This is a genomic window from Faecalibacterium sp. OF03-6AC, assembly GCF_003478175.1.
GTDB lineage: Bacteria > Bacillota > Clostridia > Oscillospirales > Ruminococcaceae > Faecalibacterium > Faecalibacterium taiwanense.
Genome location: NZ_QUEN01000006.1, coordinates 99,933 through 124,436 on the forward strand (window position 1 = coordinate 99,933; position 24,504 = coordinate 124,436).

Here is a 24,504-nt window from a genome sequence, read left to right on the forward strand (position 1 = left end):
TCGTATCATTTCAAATTTGGAACGTGCGCGTTCCAAATTTACGCTTGCTTCAAGAACTCCCGCAGCACATCCTCTGGGCGGGGTGTATGGTTCGGGTACTTTTCCCGCAGCGGTGCGGCGGCACCATCCATAATGTAGGGCACACCCACAATGTCCAGCATCGACACATCGTTATAATTGTCGCCAAAAGCCATCACATCGGCAAGGTCGATGTCCAGCGTCTTGCAGATGCTGCGCACACCGATGCCCTTGTTGGCAAAGGTGGTGTCGATCCAGTACGGCCCTGCCACAGCGCAGTTCGCCTCTTTCCATCGTGGGACAAACCGTTCCGTGTAAGATTCTACGCCTTCGTGCAGATACACCGATACTTTTGTGATCTCCTCCGGCACCTCAGACGGGGCATGAATGATCTGATAGTTGTTCCCGATGAACTGGATGCGCTGGAGCATTCCCATGCCCCGCTCCATCAGGTAGGCGGTATTCTGACCGGAGAGCATCACTTCGCCCTGCCCGTCGCTGCGGGTCCACAGGTCGTTGGCGATTTCTTCGGCCAATGCACGGGGCATCGGATTCTTGGCGATGCACTGTTCGTCCTTATAGATCACGCCGCCGTTTTCGCAGAGAAACACACAGCAGTCCGCCACCGGTGCAAAGAGCTTGCGCAGGCTGGTATACTGCCGGCCGGATGCCGGGCAAAACAGAATGCCGCGCCGATGCAGCTCCCGTATCTGCTCAAAGATCTCGTCTTCCAGTTCCTTTTTGCCGTATTGCAGCAGCGTACCGTCAATGTCGCTGCAAATCAGTCTGATTGACATTTTCCGTCCTCATTTTTCAAGATAATTTTAGGCAATTCCCCGGCATCCAGAATACGGACGCCTTCGTCCATCAGCATCTTGGCAAAAACGCCCTGTCCGGGAATCTTTGTCCCGGAAAACGTTCCATCGTAAATTTCCTTCACGCCGCAGCTGGGACTGCGGGATTGCAGGATGGCAAGCTCCACCCCATTTTCTTTTGCAATGGCAAGGGCTTTCGCTGCACCTGCCCGGAACTCCCGGTCCACATTGATGCCCTCTTTGTTCGTGACAACGCCCTGCACGATTTCCGCCGGGCACCGCGGTGTGGGCAGGCCGCCCAGCACCTCCGGGCAGACCGGAACCACCTGATGCCCCCGCGCAAAATCACAGACCGCCTGATTGTAATTGTTTCCGCCGCTGTATTTGCAGTTTTCGCCCAGCAGGCAGGCGCTGACCAGAATCTTCATTGTTGCGCGCTCCGTTTTTCAGATACTGAATCTTTTCCCTATTCTACCACGCTTTTGGGCATTGAAAAAGAGGATTCTGCTTTTTCCTATCCCCATACCGGGAGGTCCGCCGTAATCTTTTCTAATTCCTGTGCAAGAAACGTCAGTCTTTCCCTCAGATGGTTGTTATGCGGTGCATCTCCGTTCAGCAGATAGTCCGTTCTGACATTCAGGCAGGACGAAGGATCCTGCAGCAACTCAATCGAGCAGCAGCGGCTTCCCGTTTCAACTTTTGCAAGATGATTCGCACTAACGTTCAGCATTATACTCAACTGTTCCTGTGTAATCCCCTTCTTTTTCCGCAAATCGCGGATACGTCCGCCGAATTCTTTTGCATCAAATCGCATTGTTCAATCCTTTCCTTTGCGCCGAAAACACAAACAGGCCGAGACTCCTTTTCCGAGTTCCGGCCTGTTTTCAGCTTGAAAATGCACAATGACCGCGACTCGATGGAGCTGCTCTTGTGAGCAGCTCACGGAGTATTATCAGCCTTTAATGCATTTCAGGCAATTTTCCCTCTTGCGCAACTGAAACTTGCGCCATGGCGATATTATAGCAAGTATTTTCATCACTGTATCCATCCCATTTATACACAGTTCCGAACCAAAAGAACCGCATAAAGTTCTCATCAAAAAACAGGGAGTGACATCAAATCACTCCCCGTTTGCATTGATTGTATCAGAGTTTCGTCATCCAAAGGCCATGCAGGTTGCAGTATGCGTAAACAGCCACCGGCTTTTCACTTCCCAGTTCAAACCCCACGTTGGGAGCCTGCCCCGGATTCAGATAGCGGATCTGCCCGCCGTTCTCAGTCTCCACAAAAATCCACTGAATATAGTGAACATCCGCCATGGGGTGCTCCACCGCGCCCACTGTGACCGTGAGACGACTGCCGGAAAGCTCTGCCACCGGCAGATGCTTCTCGCCGCTGGCTTCCACCGTATTGGGAACCAGCTCTTTCATCTTCTCCCCGCAGCAGACCAGCGGAACGCCTGCGTTATGGATGGTATAGAGCCACGTTATCATAGCGGACAGATCGTATGGGTAAAGCGCTGCGAAGAACTTGAATGCGGAGATATCGGGATATTCGTATATGATGACTGCAGATACCTGTAAATATGACAGCAAAAAACTCCCCGGCATCCTTCTTGGAAGGAATGCCGGGGAGACGTTCAATGTTTTATGGGCTCAGTTGTCCGGTATCAGCCGCTGACGAAGTACTTATCAGTGCAGCTCCGGCCAGTAAGCCTTGTTGGCAACGATCATATCGTCCAAGATCTTCTTGGCGACCAGCAGGCTGGGCACGGTCTTGGACAGAGTAAAGGCCATCAGTGCCTTCTCGTAGGAGTGCTCCACAGCAGCATCCACGATCAGCTTCTCCACAGCCTCCTGCTGCTCGATCAGACCCTTGTAGAAGGTGGGAATCTCGCCCACACGCACGGGTTCCGGGCCGCGGTCGGTGATGTAAGCGGGAACCTCCACCATGGCGTCGGAGGGCAGGTTCTCCACAGCACCGTTGTTTTCCACCATGACCAGATAGCGCTTGCGCAGGTCGAAGGCAAGGCTCATGGCAACGTCCACGATGAACTCGCCGTGCACACCGCCGAAGAACTTGGTCAGGTCTACGTCCTTACCTGCACGATAATCTGCCACAGCATCAAAGATGCGCTTCTCGCGGCCTTCCATGACCTCATTGGCACGGGTGTGGTTGGGATTGCTGCTCTTTACAACTTCATCGCCCAGCAGGTAGTACTGCATATAGGTGTTGGGCAGATAGTCATGGAAAGCAGAGCAGATGTTCTTGGCGTTTGCGTAGGTGTGCAGCCAGGACGGATCGCTGTGCAGCACATCGCTCTTGGCGTTCTGGGGCATATAGCCGTGCTCTGCTACATAGCTCTTGAGCTTCTCGGTCACATCCTCACCGTTCAGGCGCACCTTGGTGAACCAGCCGAAGTGGTTCAGACCAAAGTAGTCCACTTCCAGATCATGACGGTCGCACTCCAGAATCTCGGCCATGTTGCGCTCGATGGCAACCGGCATATCGCAGATGTTCAGGATACGAGCCTTCGGGCGCAGACGGAAGGTTGCCTTTGCCACGATGGCAGCGGGGTTGGAGTAGTTGACGATCCAGTAGGTGGGCTTTGCGTACTTCTCGCAGTAATCGATCAGCTCCACCATGGGGTAGATGGTACGCAGACCGTAAGCCAGACCGCCAGGGCCGCAGGTCTCCTGACCCACAACGCCGTACTTCAGCGGGATTTTCTCGTCCTGCTCACGCATAGCGTACAGGCCGACACGCATCTGTGCAAAGATGAAATCTGCATCGGTCATGGCAACTTCCGGGTCGGTGGTCAGGGTCAGCTTCAGTTCCGGGTCGAACATTTCCACCACATGGCGGACGATGACACCCACAGCCTCCTGACGCTCTGCGTTGTTATCGTAGAGCACCAGCTCATTCAGCTTGAAGCGATCCTTCTGCACCAGCAGGCTCTTGACGATGCCGGGGGTATAAGTGCTGCCGCCGCCGGCGATGACCAGTTTGAACGTTTTCATAAGGCAAGCCTCCTATTATAATGTTTTTTGTATGATGAATAAAAGCGGATATCTTATTCTGCGCGACCAAGGTAGCTGTCCACGATGGCACGCATCTTTCCCACTTTGGGGCCGTAAATGATCTGGATGTTGTTGCCCTTTACCACAAGACCTGCGGAGCCGGTGGGCTTGAACCACTCCTTGTCCTTGACCAGAGCGGCATCCTTGACCTGCACTCGCAGACGGGTCATGCAGTTATCGGTGTTCAGGATGTTCTCTGCACCGCCCAGTCCTTCCACGATATGGGCTGCGGTCTGTGCATCGTTTGCGCTGGCAGCAGTCTTTTCGGCTGCGCCGCTGCGAATCTGCTGCTTGACGGCAGCTGCGTTTGCGGCAAGGTCGGTGACTTCTTCGCCGTCCTCACGGCCGGGGGTCTTGAGGTTCATCTTCACGATGAGGAAGCGGAAAACGAGGTACATTACCACGATCTCCACCAGACCCACCAGCACGTACAGCGGCCAGTGGGTGCGGCCAATGCCTGCGGGCAGGTTCAGCACCAGAAAGTCAATGATGCCGTTGGTGGCGCAGACCCGGACGCCAATAAGGTAAACGATCATCTGGAACAGACCGTCCAGAACCGAGTACACCAGCCACAGCGCAGGAGCTGCAAACAGGAAGGTAAATTCCAGCGGCTCGGTCACGCCCACCAGACAGGCGGTAAGGGTAGCCGGGATGATCTGTGCCTTGGTGGCAGCCTTCTTCTCCTTTTTGGCGGTGGAGATAAAAGCCATTGCCACGCCGATCACGCCGAAGGTCTTCATCAGACCGTAGGTCAGAAAACGTGCGGAATCCCGCATCATTGCCACGCTGGGGTCACTGAGCAGGGCAAGGAACACAGGCTTTGCGCCAACGATCTGCTCACCGCCGATGATCATGCTGTCGCCCAGTGCGGAGTAGAGGAAGGGCGACCAGACCAGATGATGCAGACCCGTGGGGATCAGCACGCGGTTCAAGAAACCGTACAGGAACACGCCGAACGCGCCTGCACTTGCCATGACACCGGTCAGGGCGTTGATACCCGCCGCAGCCACAGGCCAGACGTAGCTGGCAACCACCGCCATGACCAGAACGATGGGCAGCAGCACCACAAAGACGAACTTGCTGTTGCCGTACATGGCCATGGCACCTTCAAACTCGGTGTCGATGAAGCGGTTGTGGACCAGCGCCACCACCACGCCAAGGATCATGCCCAGAAATACGCCCATGTCGGTAACGTGATAGCCGAGGCAGATGGTCTGACCGGTGCCGTACAAAGCGCTTGCCGTATCACCGGCGATGGTCAGTCCTGCCACATCCAGCCAGCGGGCATTGGCTGCCAGCCAGACCAGATAGCTGACCAGTGCCAGAAATGCCGCATCTGCCTTGCGCTTTTTGGCAAGGCTCATTGCGATGCCCACGCAGAACAGGATACCCAGATTGCCAATGACTGCACTAACGCCGCCATTGATGAATTTGCCGAGGGTCCAGACAACACCGCCCTCTGTCACCAGTGCCGTGTTGCTCATGACCGAAGAAATCGCCTGCAGCATACCCGCAATGGGCAGGAACAGAACGGGGCCCATCAAAGCTTTGGAAAAGCTCTGCATCGCATCCATAACTTTTTGTTTCATTGGTGTTCTCCTAACGTTCCATGAATCTCTCTTTTCAAATTGTCTCTTCGTTTCGGGGGTGCACCTTACCGTTTCGATGGCTTGATTATATCACTCTGCACAAAAAAATCTACCGAATTGGACTTTTTTTGAACTTGTTCGCAAAAGCTGAAACATGTTTCGCTTTCATGTTGGATACATCGAAATGTTTATTGACAAAATACGCGATTCAGCGTATACTTTATGGAATCAAGCCGTTCTTTGATTCGAAAATCGGAGTAAAATATGAAACACGACCTTTACAAACTGGCAGATCAGCACCATCTGAATGCCAACGAGCAGCAGCTTTTGCAGGCGGTGCTGGAAACCGCAAAAAACGGCGGTCAGTGCAGCGTGCGAGAGTTTGCAGCGCAGAATTATACCTCCCCGGCGGCCGTGATCCGGCTGAGCAAAAAGATGGGCTATACCGGCTACACCGATATGATCTACCGCATCGGTTTTCTGATCCAGAACGAGATCGATAACAAAAACCACGCCTCCGACATTACCGCCTTTATCGGGGATATCCCCGAAGAAAAAATGCGCAGCTTTGTGGAGCTGCTCCACGAAAACCGGCAAAAGCCCATTCTTGTGACCGGCACCGGGTTCTGTGCCCCTTTGCAGGAATTTATGGTGCGGAAGCTGCTGGTTCTGGGCTACTGCGCCATCGGCTCCAACAGTTATGAGGTCTACGAAAGCGGTGCACTGAATGCCGGGCTGGTCATCGCCATCAGCAAAAGCGGAAAGACCAATACCATCCTGAAGCCGGTGCAGGACTCCTTTGCACAGCACCGGAGCATCATTGCCTTTGTGGGTGCCGACAATTCTCCCATCGCCCGCTGTGCAGACCCTGCCTTTGTGCTGCTGGACGACAAGATGCTGGACGACCGGAACCTTACCGCCAACTATTTCTATGCGCGCGTGCTTATCACCTTTGAATACCTCATGGATCTTGTTCTGGAGAAGGACGAGCATCCGAACGGAAAAGAAGGGCAGTGAGCGGTTTTCACGCCTGAGAATACGGTCTCTCCTTTCCAATGCCATCAGAAAAGCCGCCCCGGCTAAACCCGGAGCGGCTTTTCTGGTGCAGATATAAAAAGCTAATTATTCAATTTTGACCCGGTGTCCAGAAAACTGGGTACACATTATTTCAAGCTGAAACGCTGTCACTCTGTAGGAACTGCGTAATGTCTGACGATTATCCTTCTACTTTGACCGTAGCACGATTGCTCTTTGCGTTTCCATCCGCATCCAGCGTGATCTGCACAAAATGTTCCGGCTTGTCGTAATCCTTTGTCTCGCCGTCATCGGTAAGAAACTCTGACATTGGCTGGAGCACTTGTGGCTTCAGCCTTATTTTCAATCCAATAGCTGCGGTTGTGCAGCTATTTCAATACAATATCCTCGAAACGTGATGTTCCTGTTTGCCCAGATACAGTTCCACGACCATCCTGCCGCTTTCACTGTTGCAGAGTTCTTCCTTGCAGTAGCCGCAGAGTTTTCCTTCCGCTTCCGATACATAGCGGTGCAGCGGTTCCTGCAGGTCTTTCGGGATGCTGCTCCACGGAATGACATAGCTCATGCCGGTTTCCCCCACATCCACGGTGCAGGCCCGCTCACTGTCCTCATCGGACAAAATCAGACTGACCAAAAACACGTCTGCGAACGGTGCGCCCTGATACTCTACCTTTTGCCGCCTGCGCTCCGTCCGAAGCTCATCCAGCGCTTGATTCAGGTCATTTTCTGGCAGCGTGGACTTGTACAACAGGACATGCAGTTTCTGCTCCGCTGACCCACTGTCATTCTGACCGTTGGCCGAGAGTTCTACATCTGCATGGATGGCGCAAATTTGTTTCTGCATCGCAGTGCGCAGAGTTTCCAGTTTCTGCTGCCGTTCTGCTTCCAATTGCTGTGCGGACTTTTGATGTACTTCTTTGGCTTCTGACTGTTGCGCAGCATGCTCCTGCTTGGGCTCTGGCTTAGGCTTTGACCATTCGCTGTGCTTTTCTGCGTCAGCCTCCGAAACGTTTTGCCCTAGTACAGTCGGCACCGACACGCTTTTGGCACCGCTTTGTGCTACCGATGCTTTCTGTGCCGCAGAAGGACGCTCCGTTCTCCTTGGTTTTACCGACCGCGTTGCACCTGTGCCCGTGTTTTTCGCTTCCGGCCTTGGTGTTTTCACTTCAGGAGCAGAATTCTTGACACTTGCCGGTCGAGCCTGTGTCTGCATCTGCCAGAAATCGCCGCCGGTGCGCTGACAATAGGACGTCTCCGCTCGTTTCCGGCTGCTGCGCACACCTTCACAGATCCACGAAAAAATCAGGTAGCGCTCCAATGTGTTCCAAAAGCTGCTGCGCCGATGGCAGGGTTTATGCCGTCCACGGGACGCATACACAATCACTGACAAGCATCCGAAGAACAGAAAACCTGCCGCAAACCCGATTCCTGTAAACAGCTTTTTGAAAAAGCCCATCTCTCACACCTCTTCCGGTTACAGTTTCGCCTGATATACCCGCTCTGTCCGGGCATCAAAGCAGCAGAAAATCACCTGCATTGCGTAATCCGCATGTGCTTCCAGCCACTGCGCCACTGTTTTGACCGCAATCTCCGTGGCATCTTCCAGCGGGTAGCCATACACGCCGGTCGAAATTGCCGGGAAGGCAATGCTGTGGAGTTCATGCTCTTTGGCAAGGTTCAGCGAGTTGCGGTAGCAGTCCGCCAGCTGCGCGGCATCCTCTGCTGTGCCGGAATAAATCGGCCCTACCGTATGAATGATATACTTTGCTTTCAACCGGTAGCCCTTAGTGATTTTTGCTTCTCCGGTGCGGCAGCCGTGCAGCGTGCGGCACTCCGCCAGCAGTTCCGGCCCTGCTGCCCGGTGGATAGCACCGTCCACACCGCCGCCACCCAGCAGACTGCGATTGGCCGCATTTACGATGCCGTCACAGTCCAGTTTGGTAATATCACCCTGCACCACTTGAATCTGATTTTTTACTTTTTCAGAAATCATTGTAAACACCTCACTTTTTGAGCAGCTCCAGCGCCTTGTCCATGGGCACACAATCGGCATAGCGGTCCGGCCAGAGGAATTCATTGTAATAGTGGTAGCTCTGCTCCCCTGTCATGTACTCGTTGTCCTGCGTGGAATTTGCATAGGCAGGGACGATCATGTGCAGGCCATGCTCAGAGCCCGCCTCCACCGTTGCATTGATGCAGAAGTCGGTCATGATGCCGCAGACCATCACATCTTTTTCGCCCTTTTTCGTCAGATATTCCAGCAGACCGCTTTCTTTTTTGAACGCACTGCATACGGTTTTGACGAACCGTTTTTCAGTCAGCAGCGGTGCAAACCCGGAATAGACCTCAAATTCATCGTCTCCGATGGAAAAGCCTGTACCGGGCCCATCGTCATGCTGGACATAGACGACCTCGATTCCCTGTTCGCGGGCAGTCCGGATCAGCTCCTTGATGTTGCTGACAAACTTTTCAAACGCATACAGGCGTTCATCCACGATACCTTTCTGTGTATCCACAACCAGTAAAACCATGTGTAAGCCCCTCCTGTGTATCTTTGGTTTCATCCTACCATAGACCGTTGCTTTCTACAAGCGGATTCAAAAAATCCCCACAGGGAAAACCTGTGTTTCACCTGCAGGGATTGATTCAGCCACCCAAGACGATCAGGATCAGCACCACGACCACTGCAATAGCGATCAGGCAGCCGCATCCGCTGCCGTCCCCGCCGCCACCGCCATTGTTGTTGTGGTTTCCGCCACCACCACCGCCGCCGGACGAGCCGCCGAAGTTGCGGTTGAACGCCGTCATGTACTGGGCATAGCCCGTATCGCCCTTGCCGAAGTAGCCATAATCACCGTTTGACATTGTTTTGTTCTCCTCAGAAATATATTTTTTCCCTTCTGAGGTTCATTTTATCGAAAGTGATGTCCAACAAGCATCTCTTTCAAAGCATTTTATGCAAAAATCTTTGAAAGCCATGGAAATAACGATTTCTTAAAAGTGATACCAAAGAACTTCTGCGCCTCCTCCAGATTCATCATCAGGCAGTCTCTGGACTTACGTACTTCCAATGTCTCTGGCAATTCTTTCAAAATTCTGTCGGCCTCATATGTCGCACCCGCATTATAGCAGAGTTCATTTGTTCGGGGATAAATTTCAAATGAATCCTTGCTGGTTTTCCATGCATTTTGAATTGTTTTTATTGCGTAGCTTCCCGTTACTTTCTCGCTGAAATAATCCTCAAGACTCAAAACTCGAATATATTCTGGCAGCGTTTCCGGCCCATACTCTTTAAAAATATTCATAAGGACCTGTGACGATGCTTTCAGAATATCAGGCGCTTCATCTTGTTCATCATCTTTCATCAATTCCAGCAATTCCGGAACAATTTCAAGCATCTGTCGCAGATATTCCCGATAAAGTGCCGTCCCAACCTCCCGCTGAACCGTACGCACAATATTGCTGCTCATCACTTCTGTGTTGGTCAGTCCTGCCTGAACACGACAGATCACTGTCCGGCGAATCACTTCCGGTGCAACAGCTTTGACATCTTCATTTGCACTGATCACAACAGCCGGATAGTTTACCAAATGCTCTGCAATCCCAAAATCATCATTCTTGATTGTTTCGATCGCATGTTGACTGAATCTTGTATTTGTCAGATCGTCCACAATAATCGGTGCTCCATGCACCGTTTGTTTAAGGCTACCTTCGGAAGTTTTTTCAGCCCAGCCTCATCGAAAGCCGCTTTGGCCGCCTTGTGCAACGCAATGCTCTCCCGATTTGCTTCCAAGAATCGCTTGCTATATCCTGCTTTTCGATAGGCCTCATAGATGGACCTTGTTTTGGCATAGTTGATAATGTGCGTTTTCATTACCGCAATTTCTGCCATCCGCGCTTCCGCAGCTTTGATGGAGTCGCCCAGTTCGTGATAGCGCATCGTTGCAGCACGCACCTGTTCTTCCATTTCATCCATACTCCCGATTTTGTTTTCCTGCAGAAAAATCAGCGTCTTGGACATCTCCTTCAGGTTGTACCGCTTCGCCCATCGCGCATAGAAAGCGTAACAGGCAGTTCATCGGGCTGCTGCCAGCCCATGCTGATGGCAATGTCTGCGCAGCGGACAACTATGAATCCGCATGCAGTGCGCACAACTGGCCATAGGAGCGAAGCAACTATGGTAAGCGACCCCTGCGGGTCGGCATCCACCAGCAGCACCTTTTTGCCTTCCCGTGCAAGCCCCACGCCCAGATTTTCGCAGGTCGTGGTTTTGCCGGTTCCGCCTTTCTGATTGACGATGGCAATCGTGGTTGCTTTTTTCGACATTTTCATCACCCCCTGTTCGATAAATCATGATTGGTTTGGTTCTGGTAATAAAGCTGCATGGTCGTGGGTGCATTGTAGAGTGCAGCCAGCAGATACTGCTTCATGTTCCGGACCGGTGCGGTACTTTCTGCAAGACACTTCAGCACAAAGCGGATATGGTCTGCATTCAGCTTCATGAATCGGCTGCGCACGACCTCCGCAGGCTTGTCATCCCCTGCCACCCGCAGCATTCTGCGTTTCGAAGAGCAGGTATCCACCAGAAGATTCACGATTTGATGGATGGTGTCCTCCTCATCCGGGCAGACCCGGAGCAGCAAGTCCACCTCCAACGACTGCATAAAATACGCTTCCAGCCGTGTGCGCTCATCTGGTTCGCTTTCCGCATCGGAAGAGAAAGGATCAGGTTCACTCCCCTCGGTTTTATTCCACTCAGTCTTATTTCCTCGTGATTTTGCCGCCTCCGGCTGCGCTGAATCCGCGGCACCGGAACCGTTCTTTTCACGATTCCGGAAACGCGGGTCTGCAAAGTTTTTGACATAAATCAGGTTGGGTTTGCCAAGGCCTCGCCGCTTGCGTTCCACCAGCCCGCACTGTTCCAGTTCCCGGAACAGCTTGGTTGCTTTATTGTCTGCACATCCCAGCGCATCCATGACCGCCTGCACGGGGAAGATGATATACACTCTCCCCTGCTCATCCAGCCAACCGTTTTTCACGGACAGGCTCATGCGGTCCAACAGGATGCCGTACAGCGTTTTGGCATCAGTGGACAGGTCCTTGAATTTTATGTCCCGGAATAAAATTTTGGGCACCCGGAAATACGAGAACATCTCGCCCGACTGCCCATAGAAATAGTCAAGCATCCTGATTTCCTCGCTTGTTCTGCCTTGTCACATCCTTGACACCTCCGTTCGTAGTATGATGAAATATGTATGACTATCGTTATTTTTCTTTGCAAAGATGGCCTGCCATGCTACAATAGCCGCATCTACGGCCACCGGACAACAGGAAAGGAGTATCTCATGGCCAAAACTGCCGACACCATTGCCATCTATTCCCGCAAATCCCGCTATACCGGCAAGGGCGAAAGTATCGGAAATCAGATCGACCTCTGCCGCGAATATATCTGCACTCACTACGGCGATGCCGCTGCGGAACATGCCGTTGTCTTTGAGGACGAGGGCTTTTCCGGCGGCAACCTGAACCGCCCAGATTTCAAAAAGATGATGACTGCGGCCAAGGACCGGAAATTCAAGGCCATTGTGGTCTACCGTCTGGACCGCATCAGCCGCAACATCAGCGACTTTTCCAGCCTGATTGAAGAACTGGGACGGCTGGGCATCGACTTTGTGTCCATCCGGGAAAGTTTTGACACGTCCAGCCCCATGGGCCGCGCGATGATGTACATCGCATCGGTATTCAGTCAGCTGGAGCGCGAGACCATTGCGGAGCGCATCCGGGACAACATGCACGAATTGGCAAAGACCGGGCGCTGGCTGGGCGGCACGACCCCCACGGGCTATGCTTCCGAGAGCGTCAAGAGCATCACGGTGGACGGCAAGACCAAAAAGGCCTGCAAGCTCAAGCTGCTGCCGGACGAAGCAGAGATCATCTACAAAATTTTTGACCTCTACGAGCAGTACGATTCCCTGACCATGACCGAGACCGAACTGCTGCGGCAGGGCATCAAAACAAAAACCGGGCGTTCGTTCACCCGGTTTTCCATCAAGTCTATTTTGCAGAATCCCGTCTACCTCATTGCAGACAAGGACGCTTATCCGTATTTTATGGACAACGAAGCGGAGCTGTTCGCATCGTTGTCAGGAAAATAGGCAAGCCCTCCTTCATAGATTACAGTAACCGTTTATGATACTATGGGGAGGGGTCGGCATGTTTTTATCTCTTCTGCAATTTTTTGCCACAAAGTTTCTGGTCCTGGCGCTTCATCTGGAAAGCGGCAGCTTCCCGCGGCCCCTCTCTGCCCGGGAGGAAAACGAAACCTTTGCCGCACTGCGTGCCGGTGACCCTGCCGCACGGGAAAAACTGATCCGGCACAATCTGCGTCTGGTGGCACACATCGTAAAAAAATACTACGCCCTGCCCGGCGATCAGGACGACCTTATTTCCATCGGCACCATCGGCCTGATGAAAGCGGTAGACACCTTCGACTCTGACCGTCGGGCACGCTTTTCCACCTACGCCAGCCGGTGCATTGAAAATGAGATCCGGATGCAGTTCCGCCGGAACCGCAAAACCGGCGGGACCGTCTCGCTGCAGGAAGCGCTGGAATCAGATGGTGACTCTGCGCTGACGCTGGCCGATGTGCTGCAGGACAGCTTCTGCATGGAGGACACCTGCGAAACGCAGGACGATATCCGCCGGATGCGGCAGCTGCTGGACGGCCTGCCCGCCAGGGAGCGACAGATCATTCTGCTGCGGTATGGTCTTTCCGGCCAGCCGCCGCTGACCCAGCTGGAAACTGCAAAACTGCTGGACATCAGCCGCAGCTATGTTTCCCGTCTGGAAACTCATGCGCTGGAACTTCTGCGCCAGCGGTGGGATGTTCCGAGCACAAAAACAGCGCAGAGGTGAACGGTGTGCTCACCCCTGCGCCATGCAGTCAGCTGTCCAGAATTTTCAGCTGCAGTTCGTCCAATTGTTCAAAAGTATACAGTCGGTTCAGCGCTTCCACCAGTTCCTTTTTGGAAAGACGCGGCGGCAGGCCCAGCGCGTTCAGAAGCTTTGCCTTGCGCTCGGCGCTGCCCGGCCTGCCGGAAAGCCCCCACTCGTAGAGGTCGGTATAGGTAATCTGCCGTCCTTCCGGGCGGGCCGCTGCGGCACCCGCCTCAGCGCCAAGGGCATCCCGCAGCGCCTGTAGAACAATGGCATCGTCCACGCCCTCGACCCCCAGCAGGCCCTCCTTGCCGGGCTGTTCCTTGCGCTTTTCCTTGCCGTGGATCGCGGGCACGTAAGCCTGAACCACATTCTTTTCTCCCACCAGATTGGTGATGTAGGTGCGGATGCGGAAGCCTGCTGCGTCCGAATCCGTCAGCAGGATCAGGCCGTTTTTCTGCGCCAGCGCTTTGAACAGCTGCTGGCGCTTTTTGTCGCTGTAAATGCCAAAGCCATCCGTCAGCAGGATCATGGCATCGGTCAGATGGGAGAGCCGGGCCGCATCGTACTTGCCCTCCACAATGAGCACCCGGCTGGTATGGATCATTTCGTTTTCCTTCATCGTCCGCTCCCCGCCATTGCCAACCGGCACAGCGCTGTTTCCAGCAGGATCTGGTCATCGGTAGGCTGGCTTTTCAGGCTCTGGTCCAGTTCCAGCAGCACCTGCATACAGTTTTCGATCTGGCCCAGCGTGTAATGCGAGGCTGTTTCGGTCGACCGCTTGAGCCGGTAATCACTGCCCTTATAGCCAAAATCCTTGAATACCGTGCTGTAATTTTTCCGTTTTGCTGCCCCCAGCTTGACCCGGTACAGATCCACATAGCTGCCGATCATGGCCGCTGTAATGGCAATGGGCTCCTGCTGCAGGCGCAGCAAAGTCTGCAGCTTTTTGCAGGCACCTGTGGCGTTTTTGGTCGTGATCATGCGGATCATCTCGAACACGTCTGCTTCCAGACTGACCGTGCCCATTTCCGCCACCATCGCTGCCGTGACCGTCTGATACCCGGACAATGCACAGAGTTTGTCCACCTCATTTTCCAAAAGGAACGGATCCTCGCCGCAGCGCTCCAGCAGCGCCGCCGCTGCGCCGTCCGGCAGGGTGGTTTTCTGCTCCTTTGCGCGGTCGATCATCATCATTTTCAGTTCAAAGGGCTTGGGCTTAGCCAATTCTTCGGTGTAGCCAAGCGCCTTGCACTGCGCGATCAGCTTCTGTGCGCGCTTGCCTGTTTTGAGCTTGCTGCGCTCCAGTTCAAACACACTTCCCAGCACCACCACAGCATTTTCCAGACTGGAAAGGGTGCTGTTCAGCTCTTCCAGATCCTTGTCACTGTAAGCTGCAGGGTCGATCTCCGGCAGCACCACCACACGCCGGGTACCAAAAAATGAGATGGTGCCCGCCGCCATGATGAGCTGTTCGATCTCCGGCGCAGCTCCATCCAGAACCGTGGCATCCTCGTCGCTGTCTGCGGTCAGGATGCGGGTGATGGCCGTGATCGCCTGCCGGACAAGATACCGCTCGCTGGAATAAAAATAATATACCGGACAGCCCTTGTCGGCCAGCTGCCGCAATTTTGCTTCCGTTGCCAAACGGCTCTCCCCTTTCTGCTGTAGCTGGTACTATACTTATAGCAAATGTTATTGTACCACACTCGGCCCGGATTGCAAAGCATCAGTGCAGTTTCAGCCCGCCGCGCCGCCGCAGGCTGATGGATGCCGCCCGTTCTTTTCTGTTGTCCATCCAGTCATAGCTGCGCAGGGCCAGAACATTTTTATACTGCACAGCATCTGGCTTTGCAGGGGATGCCAGCAGCCACTGCACTGTGACCTGTTTTGCCAGTTCTACAGTTTCATTGACCACGGCAAACTGCCGGTTGCCCACAGTCAGCCGCACAAGACAGCCATTCCGGGTGCGCAGCATTTCTACCAGAGCCGGTGTGCACCGCAGCTTTTGTGCTGTGTTCACCGCCATTTCTGCTGCCGGAAGTGTCCGCTCTGCTTCCAGTGTACAGGCCGTTTTAGGGTTTGTACGCAGGTCTGCCACAAGCTCCACAGTCTGCACGCCCCGTCGGGCAAGCTGGTTTTCCACTGCGTTCTGGGCAGAAGCTCCGCCCCGGAACAGCACCACGGCGGTATCGTTCTGGGTGACGACCACTGCCGGCGCGTTGGCGCTGCCTACAAGGTCGATGTGCACCACATCCCGGCTGAGAGCATTGCCCAGCCCGATGGAAACAGCTGCCGCCAGCAGGATGCATGGTCCTGCCACCCGCAGCCGTACTCTCCAGTGGAACGCCAGCCAGCCCAACAGGATCAGCACCAGACACACGATGGCTGCATAGGCCGTATCGAAGTAGATTCCCGCGCCCGGTTTTGCAGAGATCCAGACGGCCCAGCGGTCGAGCAGGCCGGTCAACGCCGCAGACGCTGCGGACAGCACCCCATACAGCGGAGCAAGAGCGGGTACCAGGCCGGCAAAGGCCGTGCCAAGGCCCAGCAGCATCATGGGCTGGATGAGCCACAGCACCGCCACGCTGGATGCCACCGCATAAATGCTCACACTCAGCCCGCGCAGCACCAGCACCGGGAATGTGGCCACCGAAGCACAAAACGAGATGCAAATGCTTTCCGCAAGGCCCCAAAGACGTTCCGGCAGTTTGAAATACCATGGGCGCTTCACCGGATTTTTCGCGTTTTTCCAGAACTGGCGGTACCACGCATCCCGGGCGCGGCGGATGCACACACCGCCTGCCACCGTGCCCACCACCGCCGCAAACGAAAGTTCAAAGCCGATATCGCACACTGCATAGCTGTTGCCTGCGGTCATAACGATACCTGCCACCGCCAGAGAGGTAAGGGTATCCGGCGGGCCGTACAGCCACACACCCAGTGCACCGACCCAGACCGCCACTGCGGCGCGGCATACCGAGGGTGTGAAGCCGGTCACGCCCATCAGCAAAAAGGCCAGCAGACTTCGGAATACCGCCCGGCGTCTGCGCCTGCGGTAGCTCTGCTCCCACTCGTAGGGCAGGAGTGTGCTGAGGATATCACCGCACAAAATGGACACATGCATTCCGCTTACCACCAGCACATGGGCAAGACCCGCGCCCCGGTAGGCGCTGCGCATGGCCGAAGACAGATAACTCCGGTCGCCGGTAGTCATGGCAGCCAGCACACCGCCGGTCTTGCCGTCCATACGGCGGCGCAGCGACGCACTGAGCCTTTGCTGCAGGCGGTGGGTGCGGGCGCGGAAGCTGCCGCTTTCGCCCAGAACTGTAAGCTCCGGCCCGTCCTCGTCCATTTCCGCCTGCAGAGCGATGCCGTCCGCATACAGGCTGACCCGGCTTCCGGATGCCGGGGCCGACAGTATAAATCTTCCCTGCACCCTTTCCCCGGCTTTGCACTCCGGCAAAGCACTGCACTCCACCCGGAAGGATGCCGCGCTGCCGTTCACTTTCTCTACATGCAAAACCGCATCCACGATACCGGGATCGTAGGAATCCGCCGTGCTTTCCACCTCTGCGGTCAGCATCAGCGGACGGCCTGCATACTGCACACGGATGCGCTCCAGCCGGTTTGCCGTGTGCAGCACCGATGCCATACCCACAACAGCACCCAGCAGGATGCAGAGCGCTGCTTTGCGGGCAGCATCAAAGATGCACAGCACCAGACAAACGGCAACAAAAAATGCCGCAAACGGCACAAAAAGCTCCGTTTGCGGCAAAAAAGCACACACTAACTCCACACCCAGCATTCCAGCGCAGAAAACGCAGAGCGGGCGGCGCATTGCAGCTTAGTGGAAGAACAGGGGCAGCGGCTCAAGGAAGATGATATCCTTGCGCTCAGCTGCATCGCCCTCGGCCAGAACAGCGGCCTGACCCACAATGGTGCACTGGGTCCGCTCAGCCAGCGCATCCAGAGCCTTGAGCGAACCGCCGGTGGAAATGACATCGTCCACCACCAGAACGCGCTTGCCGCTCATCTTGTCCAGCTCCTTGCGGTCGATGACCAGCTTCTGCTTGCCGGCGGTGGTAATGGACTGATCCTCCACCACCACGGGGTCGGTCATATACAGCTTTTCGCCCTTGCGTGCGCAGACGTAGGGCTTGCCGCTCTGGCGGCTCATCTCGTGTGCCAGAGGGATGCCCTTTGCCTCGGCGGTCAGCAGGATATCAAAATCCGGGCACTTCTTCAGCAGTTCAGCGGCAGCAGCCACGGTCAGCTCGGCATCACCCAGCATGATAAAAGCAGCAATGTCCATGTGGTCATTCACCTTGCAGATGGTCAGCTCACGGGTCAGGCCTGCAACGTGCAGAGTATAGGTCTCAGCCATAATTCAACGCTCCCTTTTTATTGGAATCAGACAGGCAGCTTTTCGCCGCCCAGAACATGGAAATGCAGATGTTTCACGGTCTGGCCTGCGTCCTCGCCAACATTGGAGATGACGCGGTAGCCGTTGTTCAGGCCCTGCTCCGCAGCCAGCTTTGCGATCACTGCAAAGATATGGCCCAGCAGTGCGCCGTCCTCTTCGGTCAGCGCAGCGGCAGAGACAATGTGCTTTTTGGGCACCACCAGAAAGTGCACCTTGGCCTGCGGGTTGATGTCGTAAAACGCCACCACCTGCTCGTCCTCGTACAGCTTCTTGGAGGGGATTTTCCCCTCCGCGATCATACAGAACAGACAATCTTCCATGGGAAACAACTCCTTCCTGATATTTTATAAACGTCCCCGCCCTCTCAGGCCGCTTTGCGTCCAGCTCTCCCAAAGAGAGAGCCCTTGGCAAAACCATAAACTTTGGCAGCGCGTCAGCGCTGACGGAGAGGGCGAACCCGTTTTCTTATTCGCCCAGAGCCTTCTTGACGATGGCGCCGACAGCAGCCAGAGCTTCGTCGATCTTGGTCTCGTCCTTCAGGCCGGCCATTGCAAAGTCCGGCTTGCCGCCGCCCTTGCCGCCGGCAATGGCAGCGATCTCCTTGACCAGAGCACCGGCCTTCAGGCCCTTTTCCTGTGCCTGTTTGGTCACAGTGACAGCCATGGTGATCTTATCCTCAGCCTTGCCCACCAGAACCGCCACAGCGGGCTTCACAGCCTTGTCGCGGATGGTATCGCACATGCCGCGCAGGGTGTCGCCGGTGGTGCCGGTGAAGTATGCAGAAGCGATCTTCACACCGCCGATCTCCTCGGCGTTGTCGAACAGGCTGGTCACCTTGGAAGCGGCGACCTGTGCCTTGATCTCTTCCAGCTCCTTGGCCAGAGCCTTGTTCTCAGCCATCACGGCCTCGGCACGGACGGGCAGAGCGGTCACGTTATTTGCCTTCAGGGTGTTTGCCACGGTATGCAGCATAGCCTCCTGCAGGTTTGCACGGATCAGCAGGTTGCGGCCGGTGACAGCCTCGATACGGCGGATGCCCGCAGCAACGGAGGCCTCGCTCACGATCTTGAAGCCGCCGATCTGGGCGGTGTTCTTCACGTGGGTGCCGCCGCAGAACTCGGTAGACCAACCCTCGATGTCCACAACACGCACGACCTTGCCGTACTTTTCGCCGAACAGAGCCATTGCACCCAGCTTCTTGGCTTCCTCAATGGGCATTTCCCGGACGGTGACGTTCATGGACTCGTAGATCTTGTCGTTCACGATCTTCTGCACGCGGGCCAGCTCCTCGGGAGTGACAGCGCTGAAGTGGGTAAAGTCGAAGTGAGTGATCTCTGCATCCTGATAGGAGCCTGCCTGATGGACGTGGTCGCCCAGCACTTCACGCAGAGCTGCCTGCAGCAGATGGGTGGCGGTGTGGTTGCGGGCAATGGCCATGCGGTATTCCTTATCCACCTGAGCGGTCAGGTGGTCGCCCACCTTCACGATGCCGCTCTCCAGCACGCAGGTGTGGACGTAGTATCCCTTGGGGGTCTTCTTCACATCCAGCACGCGCAGGCTGCAGTCGGCGCTGTTCAGCATGCCGTGGTCCGCAGCCTGACCGCCCATCTCAGCGTAGAAGGGAGTCTTATCCAGAACCACCAGCACGCCGTCCTTCGCTTTCTCGTCGGTAGCAATGGCATCGGTCAGGGTCTCCTCGTCGCTCAGGGCGACCACAACACCGGTGTCGTTCAGGGTCTCGTAGCCGGTAAAGACGGTGGGCTCTGCATCCAGCGCACCGAACAGATCCTCGCTCCAGCCGGAGATGTTCTTCTTCAGGCGCTCTGCACGGGCACGCTCCTTCTGCTTGGTCATTTCGGCGTGGAAGCCTTCCTCGTCGATCTCAATGCCCTGCTCTGCAGCGATCTCCTTGGTCAGATCCAGCGGGAAGCCGAAGGTATCGTTCAGCTTGAACACATCCAGACCCTTCAGCAGATGCTCATGTGCCTTTTCCAGACCGTCGATCATGTTGTTCAGGATGTTCATGCCGGCATCAATGGTGCGGGCAAAGTTTGCCTCCTCGGTGCCGATGACCTTCTTGATATAAGCATCGTGCTCGCGCAGCTCAGGGTATGCGGTCTCGCTGGACTGGATGACAGTCTCCACCAGCTCCACCAGGAACGGGTGAGTGATGCCCAGCATACGGCCATGGCGGGCAGCACGGCGCAACAGGCGGCGCAGCACATAGCCGCGGCCCTCGTTGGAGGGCAGGATGCCGTCGGACACCATGAAGGTGCAGCTGCGGATGTGGTCGGTGATGACGCGGATGGAAATATCGGTCTTGTCGTCCTCGCCGTAGGTCTTGTTGGCGATGTGCTCCACATGATGCAGCACGCTCTGGACGGTATCGACCTCAAACAGATTACCCACGCCCTGCATCACGCAGGCCAGACGCTCCAGACCCATGCCGGTATCGATGTTGGGGCGTGCCAGACGCTCGTAGTGGCCCTTGCCGTCGGCGTCGAACTGGCTGAACACCAGATTCCAGATCTCCATATAGCGGTCGCAGTCGCAGCCCACGCCGCAGGTCGGCTTGCCGCAGCCGTACTCGGGGCCGCGGTCAAAGTAGATCTCGGAGCAGGGGCCGCACGGGCCGGAGCCATGCTCCCAGAAGTTGTCTTCCTTGCCAAGACGCACCATGTGGTCAGGGGCGATGCCCACCTTCTTGGTCCAGATATCGTAAGCCTCGTCGTCCTCTTCGTACACAGAGATGTGCAGGCGGTCCTTCGGAATGGCCATCCACTCGTCAGAAGTCAGGAACTCCCATGCCCAAGGAATGACCTCCTCTTTGAAGTAATCCTGGAAGGAGAAGTTGCCCAGCATCTCAAAGAAGGTGCCGTGGCGGGCAGTGATGCCAACACGCTCGATATCCGGGGTGCGGATGCACTTCTGGCAGGTGGTCACGCGGTGACGGGGCGGCTCTTCCTGAGCCAGAAACCACTTTTTCATGGGGGCCATGCCGCTGTTGATCAGCAGCAGGCTGGGGTCGTTCTTGGGCACCAGCGGGAAGCTGTCCAGACGCAGGTGGCCCTTGCTCTCAAAGAAGCTCAGGTACTTTTCACGCAGTTCATTCAAACCGGTCCATTGCATAAGTTTTCTCTCCTCAATCGTCTTTGGCGCTCAGGCGCCGTTTTTATGCTGTTATGGCAGAGGGGCGGCACGGTGAAAAAACAAAAAGCAGCCCTCATCCCAAAAGGGACGAAGGCTGCTTGTGCATCAAACTCCGTGGTACCACCCAAATTGCAAAGGATAAAATGTGTCCCCTGCCGCTTTCGGCGCGTTAACGCTGCGCTGCGTCCGACTTGTGTCGCCGGAAGCTCCGGGGCGGCGCAAAATGGAACCGACCGGAACGCCTTGCAGCTGGAAGCGCTCTCTCTGAACGGCGGTGTGCATTTCTGACCCCATCATTGCCATCTGTCATAATTTTACATTCCGCAAAGCAGACACAATGCCCCTTTGCGTACAGCTAAATTATAGCATACGCAAAACGTTTGTCAACGGTTTTGAGCAAAATTTACGGCACCCAGATGCGGCGCACCTCCAGCACCTTGCCGCCCTGCACCACCAGCGTGGTATTATAGGTGGTCCAGTTATCGGGGTCTGCATTGATCGCTGCTGCCACCGCATCCGCACCCGTAGTCTCCACGGCTTCGGCCTGCGGGTCGGCAGAACTGTCCTTCAGCACTACATCCTCTGCCAGCGGCATCGTCTTTTCTCCCATCTCGTAATAGAGCGGGTAATCGTCAAAGGTCATCGTCCGGTAGGTGTCATCATCCTCCAGCTTCAAGTCCAGTCCGCCGGGCTGCTCCATGCCGCCGTTGATGCTTACAAGATGGTGCTGGTCATTCCGTTCAATGCTTTTCACCTCGGTTGTCACACATTGATCCTGCGCCGCACCCTCTTCATGGAAGGCGATCTTATCGCCGACAGCAAGCTTTTCAATCTCCTCTTTCTTATAAATGTCGTAGCCGAACACCTTTGCAGTCAATTTACCGTTCTGCACACCGGAGGTAATGGAGGCAGAAACAAATGTGGTGGTCTGCGTGTCATCAAGGTCATCTAGTGTCCATGTCCGCAGATTGATCGGTTCCGTAACGCCTTCTTCTGCCACATGGGACGAGGCCGGCACTACACTGGATGCGGGGGCGCTGGCGGGGGCACCGGAGCCGCCGCAGGCCGTCAATGCGATGCCAGCAGCCAGAACAGCCAGAATCTTATATTTCAGGTTCATAAAAATACCTTCTTTCTTGACGCGGTAGATTTATTCCGCTACAATAAAAACGAATCAAGAACCCATTCTATTGCAACTGATTTTAAGATAGAGAGGAATTTCCCGTGAAAATTTTAAAAGTAAAATGTCTTGCCCCCACCCGGCTGGACAATTATCTAATCCAGCAGTACCCCGCCCTGACCCCCGGCCGCCTGAACAAGGCCCTGCGGGAGAACAAGATCAAGCTGAACGGCAAAAAGCAGCCGCTTTCCACCCGCGTGATGGCCGGTGACGAGATCAAGCTGTTCATTCTGGATGAAGTTCTGGATGCGGACAGGCGTGTGGACGGCCCGGCGTGGAAGAACGCCCGCGGCCCGGCACAGGTGGTCTACGACTGCCCGCAGATCGTCGTTGTGAACAAGCCCGCCGGTCTTGCCGTGGATGGTCCGGAGGACGACACCCTGCTGAACCGCACCCTGCTCTACCTGAACCAGCAGGGCGAGTACAGGGAGAACGACCTGTACACCCCGGCGCTGTGCCACCGGCTGGACACCGGCACCAGCGGCCTTGTCATCGTTGCCAAGACCCCGGAGGCCGAGGAGCTGTTCCTTGCAGCCATCAAGAACCGCGAAGTGAAAAAGACCTACCTCTGCGTCACCTTCGGCCGTCCGATGCCGCCGGATGCCACTCTGGGCGGCTATCTGCTCAAGGACGCGGACCGCGGCATCGTGAAGATCGTGGAAGAAAAGCAGCCTGGTGCCAAGGAAGTGGAGACCCGGTACGAGACCATCGCCGTCTCCGGCCGTCTGGCCCTGCTGAAGGTGCAGCTGATCACCGGCCGCACCCATCAGATCCGCGCACACATGGCCAGCATCGGCTGTCCCATTCTGGGCGACAGCAAATACGGCAACAACACAGCCAACCGCGAGCTGAAACTCAAGTATCAGGCCCTGTGCGCATGGGAACTCACCATGCCCCACTTCAACCAGCCGGATTTCGAGTTCCTCAGCGGCAAGACCTTCCGCGCACCAAAGCCCTGGTATTACAGTCAGGTACTGGACGGGACCCTGAAATAAGCTTTTTTTACAACAAATTACAGCAAAAAAAGAAATCCCGGAAGTGTATTCCGGGACTTCTTTTTTTCGTTTATGATTTTACTGGAATAGACCGCCAAACCAGCCCAGAGTGGACTCAGTTGCATTTGCAAAGGCATCCTGAACCTCCTGAATGCTGTCCAGCAGCTTGGTGCCCTCGGTATCCTTCACCGACCAGTAAACGCCGCTGCTTGCCGAGCCATCCGAAACCGTGAAGTCACTGGTAAAGCAGAGGTTATCGCCCTGAGAATCGGTCACGACCACCATGTAGGTGTAATTGCCTGCGGGCAGTTCACCAAAGCGGATGGAGCTGTCCAGCGACTTGAAGGAGAAGATTGCCGTATTGGGTGCTGCCTGTGCAGTGAACACCGTCTGGTCGTTCTCGTCCAGCACTGCCACCTGCACATTGGTCAGGGTGGTGCCCAGCGCAGCATTTGCAGTGCCGGTCAGTGCCATGCCCTTGCCCGCACGAACATTGATGGGGTAGCTCATGCCTTCCAGACGCAGGCCGTCAGCCTCTGCAGCAATGGAGTTGTGATCTGATGCCACATACCAGTAGCAGGAGGACCTATTGACTGAAACGCTGGAGTTTTCCAGCGGGATGCGTCCGGAAGAGATATTGCCTGCCGGATCGGAGCAATAGAAGGTGCCGTTGGTGTAGTCGGTGAGCAGCACTGCATGGGGCTGGCCGCGGTCATACAGCACGATGCCCTCCGGGTGCTGCGAAAGCAGGGTAATCAGGGTCTGCACTTTTTCCTGTTTGCGGGAGGGCAGTGTGCCGTAGCCCACCTGCATCTCCTTATATGTAAAGCTGTGGGAAAGCCCGTTGGACCATGCTGTGGAACGGACACTGTTCTCGGTCACAGTGGACCAGTCGGTCAGGCCATCAAAATAAGCACGGCGGCGCAGCATCATGGCTGCGGATGCCAGCGTGCAGGTGCCGCCGCGGCTCTGCTTGAAGTAGAAGCCTGCGTCCACATTCAGATCAACCGCCAAGGCAGCCGGCAGGCAGGTGAGCATAAACACCAGTGTCAGCACAAGGCTCAGCAGTTTTTTACGGGACGGTGCAGCGGTATTCACGGGTAGGTTCTCCTTTCAGCTTCCATGGTTTGTTACGTTTACCACCATAAAGTATACCAACCTGTTACCTTTTTGTAAACGTTTGTGAAGCTTTTTTCTCAATATCAACACGTTTTGGCAGTTTTTGTTGGAGAGAATGCACAGTTTCCGGCAAGATATTCTACATTTTTTACAAAAATCCC

Annotated in this window: 25 protein-coding genes and 2 pseudogenes; 4 read left to right on the plus strand and 23 right to left on the minus strand. The window is 55.4% G+C overall.

Going from position 1 to position 24,504, the window contains the following annotated elements; translation table 11 throughout:
* Positions 1 to 38: 38 nt before the first annotated feature.
* The 6 genes from DXA66_RS08545 to DXA66_RS08575 all read right to left on the minus strand — a co-directional run bounded on the left by DXA66_RS08545 (position 39) and on the right by DXA66_RS08575 (position 5,502).
* Positions 39 to 815, minus strand: coding sequence for an HAD-IIB family hydrolase (locus DXA66_RS08545; RefSeq protein ID WP_097778293.1), 777 nt, complete (start codon positions 813 to 815; stop codon positions 39 to 41).
* Positions 800 to 1,261 carry a DUF523 domain-containing protein gene (locus tag DXA66_RS08550; protein ID WP_117949028.1) on the minus strand — a complete coding sequence of 154 codons (462 nt, stop codon included), beginning with the start codon at positions 1,259 to 1,261 and terminating at the stop codon, positions 800 to 802. The genes DXA66_RS08545 and DXA66_RS08550 overlap by 16 nt, the downstream gene beginning before the upstream one ends.
* A gap of 86 nt (positions 1,262 to 1,347) precedes the next feature.
* Positions 1,348 to 1,647: a helix-turn-helix domain-containing protein gene (locus DXA66_RS08555; protein WP_118528195.1), complete on the minus strand. Its 300-nt coding sequence runs from the start codon at positions 1,645 to 1,647 to the stop codon at positions 1,348 to 1,350.
* A gap of 331 nt (positions 1,648 to 1,978) precedes the next feature.
* Positions 1,979 to 2,326: a desulfoferrodoxin family protein gene (locus DXA66_RS08560; RefSeq protein WP_097778394.1), complete on the minus strand. Its 348-nt coding sequence runs from the start codon at positions 2,324 to 2,326 to the stop codon at positions 1,979 to 1,981.
* A 198-nt stretch (positions 2,327 to 2,524) separates the two neighbouring features.
* A complete protein-coding gene (locus tag DXA66_RS08570; protein ID WP_118528197.1) occupies positions 2,525 to 3,853 on the minus strand; it encodes a 6-phospho-alpha-glucosidase in 1,329 nt (442 codons plus the stop codon).
* A 53-nt stretch (positions 3,854 to 3,906) separates the two neighbouring features.
* On the minus strand, positions 3,907 to 5,502 hold the full coding sequence (locus DXA66_RS08575) for a PTS transporter subunit EIIC (protein ID WP_097778297.1): 1,596 nt from the start codon (positions 5,500 to 5,502) through the stop codon (positions 3,907 to 3,909).
* A gap of 264 nt (positions 5,503 to 5,766) precedes the next feature.
* On the opposite strand from DXA66_RS08575, the gene DXA66_RS08580 reads away from it, so the two are divergent.
* The gene (locus DXA66_RS08580) at positions 5,767 to 6,519 is read left to right on the plus strand and encodes a MurR/RpiR family transcriptional regulator (protein WP_118528199.1); all 753 of its coding nucleotides are present in this window, start codon (positions 5,767 to 5,769) and stop codon (positions 6,517 to 6,519) included.
* Positions 6,520 to 6,718: 199 nt separating this feature from the next.
* On the opposite strand, the gene DXA66_RS14665 is transcribed toward DXA66_RS08580, so the two are convergent.
* From DXA66_RS14665 to DXA66_RS08620, 9 genes and pseudogenes are all read right to left on the minus strand, one after another.
* Positions 6,719 to 6,847, minus strand: coding sequence for a hypothetical protein (locus DXA66_RS14665; protein ID WP_256372185.1), 129 nt, complete (start codon positions 6,845 to 6,847; stop codon positions 6,719 to 6,721).
* Between the two features lie 63 nt (positions 6,848 to 6,910).
* Positions 6,911 to 7,993, minus strand: a complete 1,083-nt coding sequence (locus tag DXA66_RS08585; protein ID WP_118528201.1) for a hypothetical protein — start codon at positions 7,991 to 7,993, stop codon at positions 6,911 to 6,913.
* Positions 7,994 to 8,011: 18 nt separating this feature from the next.
* On the minus strand, positions 8,012 to 8,530 hold the full coding sequence (locus DXA66_RS08590; RefSeq protein ID WP_118528203.1) for an O-acetyl-ADP-ribose deacetylase: 519 nt from the start codon (positions 8,528 to 8,530) through the stop codon (positions 8,012 to 8,014).
* 10 nt (positions 8,531 to 8,540) lie between these two features.
* Positions 8,541 to 9,068 carry an isochorismatase family protein gene (locus tag DXA66_RS08595; RefSeq protein ID WP_118528205.1) on the minus strand — a complete coding sequence of 176 codons (528 nt, stop codon included), beginning with the start codon at positions 9,066 to 9,068 and terminating at the stop codon, positions 8,541 to 8,543.
* 115 nt (positions 9,069 to 9,183) lie between these two features.
* Complete coding sequence (locus tag DXA66_RS08600) at positions 9,184 to 9,402, minus strand: HFLK protein (protein ID WP_097793250.1); 219 nt, start codon at positions 9,400 to 9,402, stop codon at positions 9,184 to 9,186.
* A gap of 89 nt (positions 9,403 to 9,491) precedes the next feature.
* Positions 9,492 to 10,208, minus strand: a complete 717-nt coding sequence (locus DXA66_RS08605) for a hypothetical protein (RefSeq protein ID WP_118528207.1) — start codon at positions 10,206 to 10,208, stop codon at positions 9,492 to 9,494.
* A gap of 35 nt (positions 10,209 to 10,243) precedes the next feature.
* A pseudogene (locus DXA66_RS08610) lies at positions 10,244 to 10,600 on the minus strand (relaxase); the annotation flags it as partial.
* Positions 10,594 to 10,869, minus strand: a pseudogene (locus DXA66_RS14715) (ParA family protein); the annotation flags it as partial. The pseudogenes DXA66_RS08610 and DXA66_RS14715, both read right to left, overlap by 7 nt.
* The gene (locus DXA66_RS08620; protein ID WP_118528209.1) at positions 10,869 to 11,723 is read right to left on the minus strand and encodes a DUF6017 domain-containing protein; all 855 of its coding nucleotides are present in this window, start codon (positions 11,721 to 11,723) and stop codon (positions 10,869 to 10,871) included. The gene DXA66_RS08620 and the pseudogene DXA66_RS14715, both read right to left, overlap by 1 nt.
* Before the next feature lie 159 nt (positions 11,724 to 11,882).
* Here DXA66_RS08620 and DXA66_RS08625 point away from each other — a divergent pair, with 159 nt between their 5' ends.
* Together DXA66_RS08625 and DXA66_RS08630 are read left to right on the plus strand one after the other, a co-directional pair.
* Entirely contained in the window at positions 11,883 to 12,692 is an 810-nt protein-coding gene (locus DXA66_RS08625; RefSeq protein WP_243089066.1) for a recombinase family protein, read from the plus strand.
* A gap of 58 nt (positions 12,693 to 12,750) precedes the next feature.
* Entirely contained in the window at positions 12,751 to 13,452 is a 702-nt protein-coding gene (locus tag DXA66_RS08630) for a sigma-70 family RNA polymerase sigma factor (protein WP_243089067.1), read from the plus strand.
* A gap of 28 nt (positions 13,453 to 13,480) precedes the next feature.
* Here DXA66_RS08630 and DXA66_RS08635 read toward each other — a convergent pair whose 3' ends face one another.
* The 7 genes from DXA66_RS08635 to DXA66_RS08670 form a co-directional block, all read right to left on the minus strand.
* Complete coding sequence (locus DXA66_RS08635; RefSeq protein WP_118528213.1) at positions 13,481 to 14,095, minus strand: toprim domain-containing protein; 615 nt, start codon at positions 14,093 to 14,095, stop codon at positions 13,481 to 13,483.
* A complete protein-coding gene (holA, locus tag DXA66_RS08640; RefSeq protein WP_118528215.1) occupies positions 14,092 to 15,120 on the minus strand; it encodes a DNA polymerase III subunit delta in 1,029 nt (342 codons plus the stop codon). Before holA ends, DXA66_RS08635 begins: the two co-directional genes overlap by 4 nt.
* An 82-nt stretch (positions 15,121 to 15,202) precedes the next feature.
* Entirely contained in the window at positions 15,203 to 17,230 is a 2,028-nt protein-coding gene (locus DXA66_RS08645) for a ComEC/Rec2 family competence protein (RefSeq protein WP_243089068.1), read from the minus strand.
* A 90-nt stretch (positions 17,231 to 17,320) separates the two neighbouring features.
* Entirely contained in the window at positions 17,321 to 17,860 is a 540-nt protein-coding gene (locus DXA66_RS08650; RefSeq protein ID WP_118528217.1) for a phosphoribosyltransferase family protein, read from the minus strand.
* Between the two features lie 26 nt (positions 17,861 to 17,886).
* Positions 17,887 to 18,219 carry a histidine triad nucleotide-binding protein gene (locus tag DXA66_RS08655; RefSeq protein ID WP_005946271.1) on the minus strand — a complete coding sequence of 111 codons (333 nt, stop codon included), beginning with the start codon at positions 18,217 to 18,219 and terminating at the stop codon, positions 17,887 to 17,889.
* A gap of 145 nt (positions 18,220 to 18,364) precedes the next feature.
* Positions 18,365 to 21,028: an alanine--tRNA ligase gene (gene alaS / locus DXA66_RS08660; protein WP_118528219.1), complete on the minus strand. Its 2,664-nt coding sequence runs from the start codon at positions 21,026 to 21,028 to the stop codon at positions 18,365 to 18,367.
* 424 nt (positions 21,029 to 21,452) lie between these two features.
* Positions 21,453 to 22,169, minus strand: a complete 717-nt coding sequence (locus DXA66_RS08670; protein WP_118528223.1) for a hypothetical protein — start codon at positions 22,167 to 22,169, stop codon at positions 21,453 to 21,455.
* 104 nt (positions 22,170 to 22,273) lie between these two features.
* Here DXA66_RS08670 and DXA66_RS08675 point away from each other — a divergent pair, with 104 nt between their 5' ends.
* On the plus strand, positions 22,274 to 23,224 hold the full coding sequence (locus tag DXA66_RS08675; protein ID WP_118528225.1) for an RluA family pseudouridine synthase: 951 nt from the start codon (positions 22,274 to 22,276) through the stop codon (positions 23,222 to 23,224).
* Between the two features lie 78 nt (positions 23,225 to 23,302).
* Here the strand turns inward: DXA66_RS08675 and DXA66_RS08680 are convergent, their stop codons facing one another.
* Entirely contained in the window at positions 23,303 to 24,322 is a 1,020-nt protein-coding gene (locus tag DXA66_RS08680) for a hypothetical protein (protein ID WP_243089069.1), read from the minus strand.
* Positions 24,323 to 24,504 lie beyond the last annotated feature (182 nt).